The organism is Cognatundibacterium squillarum, from assembly GCF_014652435.1.
In the GTDB taxonomy this organism is placed as follows: domain Bacteria; phylum Pseudomonadota; class Gammaproteobacteria; order Burkholderiales; family Burkholderiaceae_D; genus Undibacterium; species Undibacterium squillarum.
Genome location: NZ_BMYU01000004.1, coordinates 324,401 through 339,539 on the forward strand (window position 1 = coordinate 324,401; position 15,139 = coordinate 339,539).

Annotated in this window: 12 protein-coding genes; 6 read left to right on the forward strand and 6 right to left on the reverse strand. The window is 52.8% G+C overall.

Features of this window, described 5'->3' with window-relative positions; genetic code table 11:
- Positions 1-120: 120 nt before the first annotated feature.
- Entirely contained in the window at positions 121-621 is a 501-nt protein-coding gene (locus tag IE092_RS10515; RefSeq protein ID WP_189357123.1) for an Lrp/AsnC family transcriptional regulator, read from the reverse strand.
- 181 nt (positions 622-802) lie between these two features.
- On the opposite strand from IE092_RS10515, the gene hppD reads away from it, so the two are divergent.
- Positions 803-1,918 (forward strand): 4-hydroxyphenylpyruvate dioxygenase, encoded by a 1,116-nt coding sequence (gene hppD / locus IE092_RS10520; protein WP_189357124.1) that lies wholly within the window; start codon positions 803-805, stop codon positions 1,916-1,918.
- Between the two features lie 81 nt (positions 1,919-1,999).
- Complete coding sequence (gene phhA, locus IE092_RS10525; RefSeq protein WP_189357125.1) at positions 2,000-2,881, forward strand: phenylalanine 4-monooxygenase; 882 nt, start codon at positions 2,000-2,002, stop codon at positions 2,879-2,881.
- A 57-nt stretch (positions 2,882-2,938) separates the two neighbouring features.
- On the opposite strand, the gene IE092_RS10530 is transcribed toward phhA, so the two are convergent.
- From IE092_RS10530 to IE092_RS10545, 4 genes are all read right to left on the reverse strand, one after another.
- Positions 2,939-3,883, reverse strand: coding sequence for a phytanoyl-CoA dioxygenase family protein (locus IE092_RS10530; RefSeq protein WP_189357126.1), 945 nt, complete (start codon positions 3,881-3,883; stop codon positions 2,939-2,941).
- Positions 3,884-4,046: 163 nt separating this feature from the next.
- Positions 4,047-4,871, reverse strand: coding sequence for a DUF2087 domain-containing protein (locus IE092_RS10535; RefSeq protein ID WP_189357127.1), 825 nt, complete (start codon positions 4,869-4,871; stop codon positions 4,047-4,049).
- A 251-nt stretch (positions 4,872-5,122) separates the two neighbouring features.
- A complete protein-coding gene (locus tag IE092_RS10540) occupies positions 5,123-5,989 on the reverse strand; it encodes an LpxL/LpxP family acyltransferase (protein ID WP_189357128.1) in 867 nt (288 codons plus the stop codon).
- A complete protein-coding gene (locus tag IE092_RS10545) occupies positions 5,986-6,834 on the reverse strand; it encodes a lysophospholipid acyltransferase family protein (RefSeq protein WP_189357129.1) in 849 nt (282 codons plus the stop codon). Before IE092_RS10545 ends, IE092_RS10540 begins: the two co-directional genes overlap by 4 nt.
- A 221-nt stretch (positions 6,835-7,055) precedes the next feature.
- Between IE092_RS10545 and metK the strand changes: the two genes are divergently transcribed.
- The 3 genes from metK to IE092_RS10560 all read left to right on the forward strand — a co-directional run bounded on the left by metK (position 7,056) and on the right by IE092_RS10560 (position 11,632).
- Positions 7,056-8,237, forward strand: a complete 1,182-nt coding sequence (gene metK, locus IE092_RS10550; protein WP_189357130.1) for a methionine adenosyltransferase — start codon at positions 7,056-7,058, stop codon at positions 8,235-8,237.
- A gap of 20 nt (positions 8,238-8,257) precedes the next feature.
- On the forward strand, positions 8,258-9,136 hold the full coding sequence (locus IE092_RS10555; protein ID WP_229793128.1) for a M14 family zinc carboxypeptidase: 879 nt from the start codon (positions 8,258-8,260) through the stop codon (positions 9,134-9,136).
- A gap of 642 nt (positions 9,137-9,778) precedes the next feature.
- Positions 9,779-11,632, forward strand: coding sequence for a M4 family metallopeptidase (locus tag IE092_RS10560; RefSeq protein WP_229793129.1), 1,854 nt, complete (start codon positions 9,779-9,781; stop codon positions 11,630-11,632).
- A gap of 355 nt (positions 11,633-11,987) precedes the next feature.
- Here IE092_RS10560 and IE092_RS10565 read toward each other — a convergent pair whose 3' ends face one another.
- Positions 11,988-12,434, reverse strand: a complete 447-nt coding sequence (locus tag IE092_RS10565; RefSeq protein ID WP_189357131.1) for a cupin domain-containing protein — start codon at positions 12,432-12,434, stop codon at positions 11,988-11,990.
- A gap of 568 nt (positions 12,435-13,002) precedes the next feature.
- Here IE092_RS10565 and IE092_RS10570 point away from each other — a divergent pair.
- A complete protein-coding gene (locus tag IE092_RS10570; protein ID WP_189357132.1) occupies positions 13,003-15,126 on the forward strand; it encodes a prolyl oligopeptidase family serine peptidase in 2,124 nt (707 codons plus the stop codon).
- Positions 15,127-15,139 lie beyond the last annotated feature (13 nt).

A 15,139-nucleotide genomic window follows, 5' to 3' on the forward strand; every position in this document is an offset into this window, starting at 1 on the left:
GACAAGGCAAAAAACCGCTGAAATGCGGAGAATGGCACAGTTTTTCATCGACGTCCGCAGAAACAGTGGCGCTCCGGACACCCCCGCTGACGAAGTCTGCACAATCAATATCCGATAAGATCAGGCCGCACCCAGCGGTAAGGCGGTGGTGTCTTTGATCTGTTGCAGCGCGAAGCTGGACTTCACATCCAGCACTGCCGGATGGCGCAGCAGGGTTTCCATCATGAAACGGGAAAAATGGTTCATGTCTTCCACATGCACCCGCAGCAGATAATCCATTTCACCGGTCATCGCATAGCAAGCCACCACTTCCGCCCATTGCGCCACCGATACCGCAAAATCATCACGCGGCGAACGCGACGCGCCTTTCGATGGCACATCGCTGTGCTTTTCCAGCCGCACATTCACATAAGCCAGCAAGCCGAGGCCGATACGCGCCGGTTCCAGCAACGCCACGTATTGCCGGATCACCCCGCTCTCTTCCAGACGCTTGATACGGCGCAGGCAGGGCGATGGCGACAGATTGACCCGCTCTGCCACTTCCTGATTGGTCAGCCGCCCGTCCGCCTGCAAAATCGCCAGAATTTTGCGGTCAATTTTATCCAGTTCAATCTGCGCCATTTTTATCCCCTCATCATCAGAATATGCGCAACATTATTGCGCACATCATGCAATCTTTGGTGAATTTTGGAATTAAATGGCGTGTTACGCCGACTATACTGTGAGTTTGCGCTGTATCAAACCGCGTACGAATGTGCCGGTTGAAGCAGAATTTCAAACGAATCCCCCACAGGAGACAAACATGACATTCCAAACCTGGGAAAACCCGATGGGCACCGACGGCTTCGAATTCGTCGAATACGCCGCACCTGATCCGGCTGCCATGGGCAAGCTGTTCGAAACGATGGGCTTTGTGGCCATTGCTAAACACCGTACCAAAGATGTCACACTGTACCGTCAGGGTGATGTGAACTTCATCATCAACGCGGAACCGGATTCGTTTGCACAGAAATTCGCACGCAAACACGGCCCTTGCGTCTGCGCATTTGCTTTCCGCGTCAAAGATGCGAACTTCGCTTACAAACGCGCACTGGAACTGGGCGCATGGGGCTTCGATAACAAAACCGGCCCGATGGAACTGAATATTCCTGCCATCAAAGGTATCGGCGATTCTCTGATTTATTTCGTTGACCGCTGGAAAGGCAAAGACGGCGCAGAACCTGGCGCGATCGGCAATATCAGCATTTACGATGCTGACTTCGTGGCGATTCCGGGCGTGGATCCGAATCCGGTTGGTCACGGTCTGACCTACATCGACCATCTGACCCACAATGTCTACCGTGGCCGCATGAAAGAATGGGCTGATTTCTACGAAACCCTGTTCAACTTCCGCGAAATCCGTTACTTCGACATCGCCGGTAAACACACAGGTCTGAAATCCAAAGCGATGACCTCGCCTTGCGGCAAAATCCGCATCCCGATCAATGAATCTTCTGATGACAAATCCCAGATCGCAGAATATCTGGATCTGTACCACGGCGAAGGTGTTCAGCATATCGCGATGGGCACAGATGATGTATACAAAACCGTTGCAGGCATGAAAGCTGACGGCGTCAGCTTCCAGGACACCATCGAAACTTACTACGATCTGGTTGACCGTCGTCTGCCTGGCCACGGTGAAAATCTGGAAGAACTGCGCAAGCTGCGTATTCTGATCGACGGTAAATCCACCGAAGAAGCGCGTCAGTTACTGCTGCAAATCTTCACCACCACCGTGATTGGTCCGATCTTCTTCGAGATCATCCAGCGCAAAGGTGATCAGGGCTTCGGCGAAGGCAATTTCCGCGCTTTGTTTGAATCCATTGAGCTGGATCAAATCCGCCGCGGTGTGCTGAAAGACGAAACCACCACAGCGTAAGCAAAAACGATATGAGACAATCGCAAAAGGCTGAACACTCCCGAGTGTCAGCCTTTTGTCTTAACAAGTATAAATAAAATCATGGATACCACCGTCAGCAACGAAGACTTTCTGGCCACTGTGGCCGAAAAATCCCACGGCGCCGCTTTACGCGGAGACTACGCAAGCGCCGATGCGCAGTATGTTGTGCAACAGGACTGGGCAGCGTATACGGAAGAAGAACATGCGCTGTGGCGCCGTTTGTATCAGCGCCAGATGGCGCTGCTGCCGGGCCGCGCCTGTAATGAATTTATCGAAGCGCTGCAAGGTTTAAATGCAGCAGATGGCATTCCGCAATTTGAAGCCACCTCGAAAAAACTGGAAGCAGCAACTGGCTGGACCATCGTTGCCGTACCGGGCCTTATTCCGGAACTGACCTTCTTCGACCATCTGGCAAACCGCCGTTTCCCGGTGACAGTGTGGCTGCGCAAACCGGAAGAATTCAATTACATCGTTGAGCCGGATGTGTTCCACGATTTCTTCGGCCATGTACCACTGCTGTTCAACCCTGTATTCGCCGACTATATGCAGCGTTACGGTCAGGGAGGTTTAAAAGCCATGCAGCTCGGCGGTCTGGATCAGCTGGCACGCCTGTACTGGTACACCGTGGAATTCGGTCTGATCAATACGCCGGAAGGCTTGCGTATTTACGGCGCTGGCATTCTGTCATCCGGCGGTGAAGTCGAATACTGCCTGACACCGGGTACGACATCGCGCCATATCCATCTGGATATCAAGCGCTGCCTGAACACGCTGTACAAAATCGACACGTATCAGGAAACCTATTTCGTGATTAACAGTTTCGATGAATTGTTTGAAGGCACCGCACCGGATTTCACGCCCTATTACGAAGAGCTGAAATCCAAAACACCGTATCCTGCCAATAGTTTGCTGGACGGTGAAACGGAATTGCTGCCGGGCTGATTTCACTTAGTCACCCTGTCGCAAAAAGCCTGCACAATCTTTTTTGTGCAGGCTTTTTTATATCCAGATGTCATGATCTTTATGATCATCCCGGATATAAGTCAGATACTGGACCATACGTGGCCTGCTACCGAAGTTCGGTGTTGCACAGTGCGGTAAAGCCTGATGCCAGATCACAAAGTCTCCGGCATTTCCCGGCACAGCTTCAGGCACCAGCGTTGCAGCGGCGTATTCACGGGGATTCACACCGGCCGGCACTTGCTGCAACCAGTCTGCCAGCACATGATGAAAACCCGGTACACAGTGAAACGCCCCTTCTTCCGCGCCGCAATCGGTCAGATATAACAAGCCCTGAAATTTCTCCGGCACGGGTTGCGCCAGACTGACATCCCAGTGCAGATCACTGCCGGAAAACGGTGTCTCCGCGCTTACAGGCGGATTAAAGCTCAGATGATCAATGGTTTTGTAGATCGCCGTGCTGCCATACAATTGTTCATACGCGGCCCGGATACGTCCTGACTCACGATTGGTATTGATACGCGGATGGTCATACAAAGGCATCATCAGCCCATGCTTTTTTTGATTTGCCAGATGCCAGCTGGCCGGATCATGCTGCTGTATGCCAAGGAAATCACAAATAGCATCGCAGGTTTCAGCGCATGCCTGACGGTCAATCACTGCAGGTAAAACCAGATAACCGTTCTGATGCCAGAAGGCCAGTTGCTCCGGTGTCAGAAGCCAGTCAGTCCCGGTGGGCTGATCGTTTTCTGTATGCGTATCCAGCACCTGATATCCGGCCTCAGACTGCGCCACCCATTGCAAAAATTCAGACAGCGAAGGACGTTGTTCCAGCAAATACCGCAACGCAACCGGATGCGCAATATGATGCGCATACAAAGCGCGAACCTGCTGTTCCCAGCCTGCGTCAGGATCTTCCGCCGTGTTGCCGGAAGGATTGCAAATGCGATGCCAGAGCTGCTCTAACACTGGTTTATCCTGCATGGAACCCCCCGGCTGATATCAATCTGATCAGTGTAAATTGACGGGGTTCTGTGAACAAGTAAATTAAGATTAGCTCACAGACATACAACAAAATGCCGGACGACCTGCAATCGGTCATCCGGCATTCTGCAAGCCTGTACTGCGTTTTTTTCGGTTTCAGAACTCAGCGGAGTTTGCGGTAAATTCCGTTCTCACGCTGCATCAGACCATGCACCACCAGTTCACGGCGCAGTGTCGCCACATCATCGTGATAACGGCTTAATACCTGATTCAGTGCTATTTCAGAATAAGGCATATCCATGCTGATCTGTGCCGCCAGCCAGCGCAGAATCACCAGTCGTTTTTTTCTTTGCTGCGGGATTTTTTGTATGCGTTCGTCTGCGACAAAGTTTTTCAGAATCTGCGCTGAGGTCTGCTCATCACTGTGCAAAGCCTGCTGGTCTGCCTGCCAGTTCCACTGGCTTTCCCAGTGTTCCAGCCGCGTTTGCTGCAGACGCTGTTGCGCCAGCGTCTGCCATGCCTGACTGCCATAAGCTGCCACCAGATCATACTGAATTGCAGACCATACCGCATCATCGTCTGTCATCCCCAGATGTTTCACAAACGAAGCTTCTGCCAGCACAAACTGCCGTGCATACGGCAACAAAAACATACCGGGTTGTAAAGCTTGCTGGTGGCGGGCTTCTGCATAGCCGGAAAACCATAGATTAGTAAAACCGGCAGCATGTTCTCCGTACCAGAACGCCCCCATATCACCGGGGTCAGTGGCTTGGCCGGATAATGCACAGCGAGCATGCTCCCAGTCACGAAAGCCTGTGTCAGCGGCAATCAGGTTCAGGCACTGGCTGTGGCTGGGTTCTGTTTCCGGCGACCAGTTGCGACGGCGACATAATATCCGCACGCGTTTAATGCTGGCACTGTGCTGACGTTGCAATTGCTTTTGCAATACACGTGCACGGGTTTTGATTTCTTCAGTGAGTACGTTCATGTAATTTCTCCGTGAACGGCACGGACATGATACGTCAGAAAACAGGATAAAGACTGAGGCAACATGACCGCTCCGATTCGTTATGCTGACGACCCGCTACGTCAAACGAATACTGGCTGATCACATCGGAAAGATGGCAGACGCACATCTGTGGTCTGCAAAGACAGCAGGGTGAGATCCTCTTTTGCGGGCAGGCACCCCTACGCACCTGTCCCGCTATTCTAGGTTGATTGCACAGAACGCGCAACAGCTCAGTAAAAGCCTGCTTCGCCTTCCGGACGTGTCTTGAAACGTTTATGCGCCCAAAAATATTCTGCCGGTGCGAAACGAATCTGGCTTTCAATAAACGCATTCATCTGACGGGTGGCCTCGGTCAGGCTGGCATCGCCCGGATAATTTTCCCACGCCGGATGGAAACGTACCTGCCAGCCCTGGTAATCCGGCAGATAAGTGGCGGTGACCGGAATGACTTTCGCACCGGAAGTTGCCACCAGACGCGGCAACGCAATCAGGGTCGCGGCAGGCACACCGAAAAACGGAATAAATTCTGCATTCTTAATACCGAAATCCATATCCGGCAGCATGAAGTAAGGCAAGCCCTGCTGCATGGCGCGCAGTATCGGCTTAATGCCTTCATTACGTGAAAACAATTGCACCGGACGAAAACGTGAACGCCCTTTACGCAGCGCACGGTCAAACACTTTATTTTTTTGCTCGGAATAAATCGAACACAGCGAAGATTCCAGCATGGTCGCCACACCCGCGACTTCCAGACACACAAAATGCGGGCACATGATCACGACCGGACCGGCCTTAATGTCAGCCAGCGGTACGCCGGGTTCGACATGAATCAGTTTTTTCAGACGCGACTCCGGTGCCCACCACAGAATGCCGCGTTCAAACACGCTGCGGGCATAGTAACGAAAATGCTGCTTAGCAAGTTGGTAGCGTTCCGCTTCGCTGAGTTCCGGCATGCAAAGTCGCAGATTGGTCAGCGTAATGCGGCGGCGTTTCTTAATCACATAAAATAAGAAACTACCGACCGTTTCACCGAAACGCCCCAGCAGTGGCAGCGGCAACCAGTGCAGCAACCACATAATCAATAACATCAGTCTCATACCGCATCCTGCTCCGGCCCGCTGACACCTTCCGGTGTTTTATAGCGGTTGTAACTCCAGAAATACTGTGCCGGTGCGGCCAGAATCAGTTTTTCCATCGCTCGGTTAATTGCTTCCGCCTGACCCGCCGCATCTTCCGGCAGGGCTTCTTCAAATGGCAGGAAACGAACGCGGTAACCACGTCCGAACGGCAGACGTTCAGCATACGTCACAATCACCGGTGCACCGCTCATGGTGTGCAGTTTGGCAGACAGCGTCATGGTATACGCCGGCTTGCCGAAGAAGCGCGCCCACACGCCCTCGCCTTCCTGCGGTACCTGATCCGGCAGCAGGCCAATTGCTTCGCCCTTGCGCAGTGCTTTTGCCATGATGCGCACACCGGATAAGTTGGCCGGCGCCAGCAACAGATTGTCGCGGGCACGTGCGCCTTCAATCAGCGGTTTCAGCGCTTCCTGACGCGGCGGACGGTACATCACCGTTAAGCGGGTGCGCACTGCAATAGATTGCGCAACGATCTCAAAACAACCCAGATGCGGTGTCAGGAAAATCACACCCTTACCGGCATCCAGCGCAGTCTGCACCAGTTCCCAGTTCTCCAGCGTCGCGGTTTTTAACACACGCTCAGGCTTCGCGCACCAGATAAAAGGCAGCTCCGCAATATTTTTACCGGCTTCGCTGACCGCTGCGCCCAGATGCGCCTCCACACCAGCCAGCTGCATATTGTGTCGCATACGACGACGATAAGAGCCGGAAAGACCGTAAACCAGCCAGCCCAGTGCTGCGCCGCCGGCATGCAGCACCGGCAAAGGGAAATATGAAAAGAATCGAAATAGACGAACTAGCATGACGCCGCTCAAGTACCAGTGAAAAAACGAGGGGTATTCGACAGAATATCGAGAGAAGGCGTAAAATATCACACATTGCGCACCGGAATACTGTTCCGGCACAGCTTTACCGCCGAGTTAACAGACAACTTGCGAGGCGGTTTATAAATTCCGCTAAAGCGTCGCAGGTTCACATTTTGACTGCGGCACATTTTTTCGGTCATTTTTTACAGGAGCCTGCGATGGCAAGTGACTTTCTCTTTACCTCTGAATCAGTATCCGAAGGACATCCGGACAAAGTAGCTGATCAGATCTCTGATGCGATTCTGGATGCAATTCTCGAACAGGATCCGCGTTCCCGTGTAGCTGCTGAAACCCTGACCAATACTGGTCTGGTGGTGCTGGCTGGTGAAATCACTACCAACGCCCACGTAGATTACATTCAGGTTGCCCGCGACACCATCAAGCGTATCGGTTACGACAATACCGATTACGGTATCGACTATAAAGGTTGCGCGGTACTGGTCGCTTACGACAAACAATCGAATGATATTGCTCAGGGCGTGGATCACGCATCCGACGACCATCTGAACACCGGTGCCGGTGATCAGGGTCTGATGTTCGGTTATGCCTGCGATGAAACACCGGAACTGATGCCTGCGCCGATTTACTATGCACACCGTCTGGTAGAGCGTCAGGCGCAACTGCGTAAGGATGGCCGCCTGCCATTCCTGCGTCCGGATGCAAAATCTCAGGTCACCATGCGTTATGTTGACGGCAAACCGCATTCTATCGATACCGTTGTGCTGTCCACTCAGCATCACCCTGACCAGAGTGAATCTGCAACCAAGATGAAAGCTTCATTTATCGAAGCCGTCATCGAAGAAATCATCAAACCGGTACTGCCATCCGAGTGGCTGCAGGATACAAAATACCTGATCAACCCGACCGGCCGTTTCGTGATCGGTGGCCCGCAAGGCGATTGCGGTCTGACCGGCCGTAAGATCATCGTCGATACCTACGGTGGCGCATGCCCGCACGGTGGTGGTGCATTCTCCGGTAAAGATCCGACAAAAGTAGACCGTTCCGCAGCTTACGCGGCACGTTACGTCGCGAAAAACATCGTGGCTGCCGGTCTGGCGCGTCAGTGCCAGATTCAGGTTGCCTACGCCATTGGCGTTGCACGTCCGATGAACGTGACAGTGTATACCGAAGGTACCGGTGTTATCCCTGACGAGCAAATCGCCGCACTGGTGAACGAGCACTTCGACCTGCGTCCGAAAGGCATCATCCAGATGCTGGATCTGCTGCGTCCGATTTACTCCAAAACAGCTGCTTACGGCCACTTCGGTCGTGAAGAGCCTGAATTCAGCTGGGAACGTACCGACAAAGCAGCGATTCTGCGCGCTGCAGCAGGACTGTAATACAAGGAGTCAGCATCCCGATGCCACGTCGTTTCGCAGTAGCCTGCACGCTGGCATCGTGCACCGCGCTGATGCCTTACACGGCGGTTGCCTCCGGCACCGCCGTTCCTCCGCCCCCCTCTGCCAGTGAACACTGGTGTAAAACAATCACTCCTCAGTTACCGGCTGTTTCAGAGCAGGATTGCCTGCGTTTGTATCTGGCCCCGTCCGGCGCGTATTCGGTTCGGAGCATTCCGCTGATGACGCGCTTTTTCAGCGCCAAACCTGGTAACCCGAAAGCCTTGCGCATTCTGCTGCTCGGCGGTATTCACGGCGATGAGCAGACTTCTTCCGCAATTACGTTTAAATGGATGGACAAGCTGCTGCGCAATGGCCCCGGTGAATTTCAGTGGAAAGTAGCGCCGGTTGTGAATCCGGATGGCTTGCTGGCAAGGCCAGCCACCCGCGTGAATGCCAACGGTGTAGACCTGAACCGCAACTTCCCGACACCGGAATGGCAGAAAGAAGCCGAAGATTATTGGGTGCGTACCACGAAGCGTGATCCGCGCCGTTTTCCCGGCAAACAACCGGTTTCCGAACCGGAAAGCCGCTGGGTGAACGAAGAAATCGAACGCTATAAACCACATGTGATTATTTCTGTCCATGCGCCTTACGGCGTGCTGGATTTTGACGGCCCTGCCGAGCCACCGGTACGTTTCGGACGCTTAATTTATAACCGTGTCGGCGTGTACCCCGGTTCGCTCGGTAATTACAGCGGGCTGCACAAGGATATTCCGGTGGTGACGATAGAGTTACCGAATGCGCGGCAAATGCCGTCCGATGACGAAATCAACCGTATCTGGGATGACATGCAGCAATGGATAAGAAAAAATCTTTCCAAAGCATCGGTGAAAGATTGATATTTTTTCAGGAAACTGAATTTTCCACCTCAAAAAAGAAAATTTCTTTACAAAATTTTCCGAAATTCAGGCGATAATCACACTTGTTGCATTCCATTACACATGTATCAGGTAATGATTTCTGCACAGAAAACAAATTTCGGGAACTTTTTTGCGGTTTACCCATTCTGATTCAATGACTTAGCAGCGCTTTACAAAGAAGTTGCTGCAGCTGTAATCACAGCCCCTCACCTCTGTCAATGTGCTTTTGGTAAGCACTTTACTGACTGTCAATCTTTTTTATTAAAACAGTTTTGCGCAAAAGGTAGACATTTCCACCTTTTTCCGCTCGCATTATTCATTTCGCATGAAACTTGTTTGAAAAAAACGGCGACAGAAGAAATTTTGTTTCGAAAAAATTTCTTTACAGTTTCCCTCTATTTTTCACAAAACAACAAGTCGGTTTCCGAATTTAATTTTGTCTGATTAACTTCCGTTTCGTCACAGCGATGTGGCGAGTCCATCAGGGAGTGAGTCAGGCTGCATACCGTATCCCGGTCACGAGTCGGGAAGCTGACCACCCCATTCGTTCTTTGCGGTTCATTTTCACCCGACCGGGAACCGGCGGGTTCAACAATATCTACAAGAAATACTGGAGAAAAAATGACACGAGCTTTGAAAACAAAACAGTTGTTCCGTCCTACCGTGATGGCACTGATGCTGGCAGCAGCATGGGATGCATCTGCGGCAGATCGTATTGATCTGGAAAAAAATGCACCAGCACTGTCCACAGCATCCCGCGCATCGCTGGCAGCTGGCGGCTCTATCCAGGCGCATCAGGCACTGGGTCTGGCATCCGGCGAATTGCAAGCACTGCGCAGCCAGTCTTATGCTGACGGCAAAGTTGTTACCCGTTATCAGCAATTGCATCAGGGCGTACCTGTCTGGGGCGAAGCCATCGTTGAACACCGTGTGCGCGGTTTCGCAGCACCGGTCATGAGCGGCTCCATGATCCGCAACATCGACAGAGATCTGGTTTCCGTAAAACCACTGTACTCTGACAAACAAGCACTGGGCATGGCCAAAACACAGGCACGTGCACATTCTTCCGAAAACGAACAGGCTAAACTGTACGTTAAACTGGATGACAACAACAAAGCGCAACTGGTCTATGCGATTTCCTTCGTTGACACATCCAACCCGAACAAACCAAGCCGTCCGCACTTCCTGATCGATGCGAACACCGGCAAAGTACTGCAACAATGGGAAGGTCTGACACACACACTGTCCGGCACAGGTCCTGGCGGTAACCAGAAAACCGGTCAGTACGAATACGGTACAACTGCTGGCTACGGCTTCCTGGACGTACTGGTCAGCGGCTCTACCTGTAAGCTGAGCAGCACCAATGTTGATACTTACAACATGAACGGTGCAACATCCGGCTCCGGCACACTGCATTCCTATACTTGCCCGCGTAATACTGTGAAATCGATCAACGGTGCTTATTCGCCAATGAACGATGCGCACTATTTCGGTAATCAGGTATTCAACATGTATCAGGCATACGTCGGCGTACGTCCGATCAGCCAGAAACTGGTCATGAAAGTGCATTACGGTTCTAACTACGAAAATGCATTCTGGGATGGTTCTGCAATGAGCTACGGCGACGGCGCAACAACCTTCTACCCACTGGTTTCTCTGGACGTGACCAGCCATGAAGTTTCCCACGGCTATACCGAACAAAACTCCGGTCTGGTGTATTCCGGTATGTCCGGCGGTATGAATGAAGCGTTCTCTGACATGGCCGGTGAAGCAGCGAAATTCTATGTTCGCGGCACCAACGACTTCAAAGTCGGCACTGACATTTTCAAAGGTTCAGGCGCACTGCGTTACATGTACAACCCGCCACTGGATGGCCGCTCTATCGATAACGCGTCCAAATACACCAGTAGCATGGACGTTCACTACACCAGCGGTGTGTACAACAAAGCCTTCTACCTGCTGGCAACAACTGCTGGCTGGGATACCAAAAAAGCCTTCCAGGTCATGGCTGATGCAAACCGTCTGTACTGGACTGCAAACAGCACATTCAACGCCGGTGCATGCGGTGTGGAAAAAGCAGCTGGCAACCGCGGTTATGCGGTGGCTGACGTGACTGCGGCATTCAAAGCAGTTGGCGTATCCTGCACAACAACACCTCCAAGCGGCACAGCACTGACCAAAGGCGTACCGGTCACCGGTATCAGCCTGGCAGCCGGCGCGAATAAGGTTTACACACTGGTTGTTCCAGCCGGTGCGAAAAACCTGAGCATCAAACTGTCCGGTGGCACTGGTGACTCTGATCTGTACGTGAAAGCGTCTGCAGCGCCAACCACAACCACTTACGACTTCAAGTCTGATGGTTCCACCAATACAGAAACTGTTTCTGTTGCGGCACCAAAAGCCACTACCTACTACATCATGGTATATGGCTACGCAACTTCCAGTGGTATGTCTCTGGTAGCAACTTACCAGTAATCCACAGGGTGCAGAAAACAAAAAATCCCCGGTTCGCCGGGGATTTTTTTATTGTGTTGTGCTTCGCTGAACCTGACTTCTGATTGGCAAATATCTAGAACTCATTTCATAAATACCCGCGAGATGCGTTTGTCTCATAGCGCAGGCTGGCAAGACGGACAAGGCAGTGAATAGCGGTGCTATTCACAACGCGTCCAACGCTGTCCAGCGTGCGCTATGAGGCAAACCCTTCGGGAACGGATGTGCCGGGCGCATTGCTTTGTTGCGTCGCGCACTGCATCCCGGCACCTCGCGTTCGCACTCGTGGCTATTTATGAAATGAGTTCTACAAGCGACGCTGGTGACGGTCAATACATCAGTCGTTTTTAATTGTCAGCGGCGTCCCCTGCGCACCGGCGTAAAACACGATCAGTACCACCGGCTCGTCGCCACTGGTACCACGGTGAACACTGCCCACCATTTCCGGCAATACCTGACCCGGGCCAAGCAATTTCTTTTCACCGTTTTCCTGTTTTTCCACGGTCAACTGACCGGACACCACATACGCGGCGTTCATTACCGGATGATGGTGCCACGGGAGGCTGGTTTTCGGGGGAATTGTGATCTTCAGGACGGTCATTTCCGGTTGTCCGGCCGGATAAGCAGCGTAAGCCTTGCCATCCCAGGAAGCGGTGCTTTTCAGTAATACTTCTGATACCGCACCGGCATGTGCCGGACCATCTGCCAGCGCAACACCGCTGAATGCCGATAAAGCCAGCGCTACAAACCCGGTTGCGAGACGGGAAAACGGAAAACCTTGCATGCTTAACTCCTTAATTAGTGTTATTTAGTCAATCCGACACTATACCGCGCCACCGGCTTGCTGCTGTTCTGCATTCGCAATGCAAAACACATATTTCTGCCGGACACCCGCTGCCACTGCCCGGATACAACGCTTTCGTCCGGCTAGTGCTCCGGTGCAACAGATTCAGTGATCCGGTGCCGGCAAGGAGCAGCACTATGCAGCTATCCGCATTCATCATTTTCGGAGAGCCAAACTTTCTGCCGACGACAGCGCAACTGCTGTGCAGAACACCGCATTTGAGGCTAAAAATGCCTGTTTTCCGGCTGCAACAGACGGTCGGGCAGACTATTCACAATTCTGCGCAAAAACGAAATTTTTGACGGCAGCAGGGACGGAAAACCAGCGCTTCCCTGTTTTTACGGCATTTCCCGAACTTCAGTGTTTTTAAGGCATCGAAAACCTTGCAGCCAGACTGCCTGAATGCGAATATCGCTTTCCCGGATACCTGCAGGCTTGCCCGCATCAGCGTGTGCTGCATGCGCCGTACAAAGCTGCTGACAATATCACCAGACCCGAGAGGAGAAGAATGAACCAACACCACAACCGGACGGCCATTGCCGCCATCGCCTTAGCCCTGACCAGCTTTGCCGGCAGCGCCGCTGCGCAACAGGACGCTTTCCAGTGGCTGGAAAATGTCGAAGGCAAAAAATCCATGGAATGGGTGACAGCGCGCAATGCCGAAACCCGTGCCAAGCTGAAAGATGACGCCGGATTCGCGAAGCTGAAAGATGACCTGCTGGTGGTGCTGAACTCGAAAGACCGTATTCCGGGCATCTACAAAATGGGCGATTTCGTCTACAACTTCTGGACCGATGCAGCCAATCCGCGCGGCGTATGGCGTCGTACCACGCTGGAAGAATATCGCAAAGCAACGCCGGCATGGGAAACCGTGCTGGACATCGATGCCATCGGCAAAGCAGAAAATGTTAACTGGGTATTTAAAGGCGCAAACTGCCGCGAGCCGGTGTATGACCGCTGTCTGATCAGCCTGTCACGCGGCGGTGCGGATGCAGTGACTGTGCGTGAATTTGATATCGCCAGCAAATCCTTTGTGAAAGACGGCTTTACATTGCCTGAAGCCAAACTGTCGGCGGACTGGCGCGATCTGAACAGCATTTATGTCGCCACTGATTTCGGTGCAGGCAGCATGACGGATTCCGGCTATCCGCGCATCATCAAAGAATGGAAACGCGGCACACCGCTGCAAAATGCGACCACGCTGCTGGAAGGTAAAACCACGGACATGAGCGTCAGCGCGCAGCTGAGCCGCCATCAGAATCATCAGTATGAATTGCTGCACCGTCAGATCACTTTCTACACCGCAGAACACTTTTACCGCGACGGCGACAAACTGAACCGTCTGGACGTACCGGCCAAAGCGGATATCGGTTTCTTCCGCGATCAGATGCTGGTCACCCTGCGCGAAGACTGGACTGTGAACGGCAAAACCTATGTCAGCGGCAGCGTACTGGCAACCGGTTTTGACAGCTTCAAACAGGGCGGCCGTGAATTTACCGTGTTGTTCACACCAAGCGCATCCACATCCTATGTCGGTGCGGCAGAAACCAAGAACTTCCTGTTGCTGCAAACACTGGAAGACGTGAAAAGCCGTCTGACCGAATGGAAACTGGAAAACGGTAAATGGAGTTCCCGTCAGGTCAATCTGCCGACCATGGGCGCAGTCGGTGTGGCTGGCTGGGATGCAGAAAACAGCGATGCGTACACCCTGAGTTTTTCTGATTACCTGACACCGGCTGTGTATATGATGGCAAATGCCGGCAGCGATCAGCGTGAATTACTGAAGTCTGCACCGGCTTTCTTTGATGCCAGTGCGTATGAAACAGTGCAGCAGTTTGCGACCTCAAAAGACGGCACCAAAGTGCCTTACTTTGTTGTGAAGCGCAAAGATGCGAAACTGGACGGCAACAACCCTACCCTGCTGTACGGCTACGGCGGCTTCCTGGTGCCACTGACACCATCGTATTCCGGTGGCCTCGGTAAGAGCTGGCTGGAAAAAGGTGGCGTGTACGTGGTGGCGAATATCCGTGGCGGCGGCGAATACGGCCCGCGCTGGCATGAAGCAGCACTGAAAGGCAATCGTCAGCGCGCTTATGATGACTTCGCGGCAGTAGCGCAGGATCTGATCAGCAAAAAAATCACCAGCCCGCGCCATCTGGGTGCCATGGGCGGCAGTAACGGTGGCTTACTGGCAGGCGTGGCGCTGACACAGCGTCCGGATCTGTTCAACGCTGTCGTCAGTCAGGTACCGTTGCTGGATATGCAGCGCTTCAACAAACTGCTGGCCGGCGCTTCGTGGATGGGTGAGTACGGCAATCCGGATGTCAAAGCCGAGTGGGATTTCATCCGCCGTTACTCGCCTTATCACAATGTCAAAGCCGGTGTGAAATATCCGAATGTGCTGTTCATCACGTCCACCCGTGATGACCGCGTGCATCCGGGTCATGCCCGTAAGATGGCAGCCAAGATGCTGAAACAGGGACATAAGAATGTCTGGTACTATGAAAACATCGAAGGCGGCCATGGCGGTGCGGCGAACAACGAGCAACGCGCTGACATGAGTGCCATCACTTACACCTTCCTGTGGAATATGCTGAAACCGGATAACGCTGCGAACGCAGTACACAAGTAATCCGGCTTTTCGC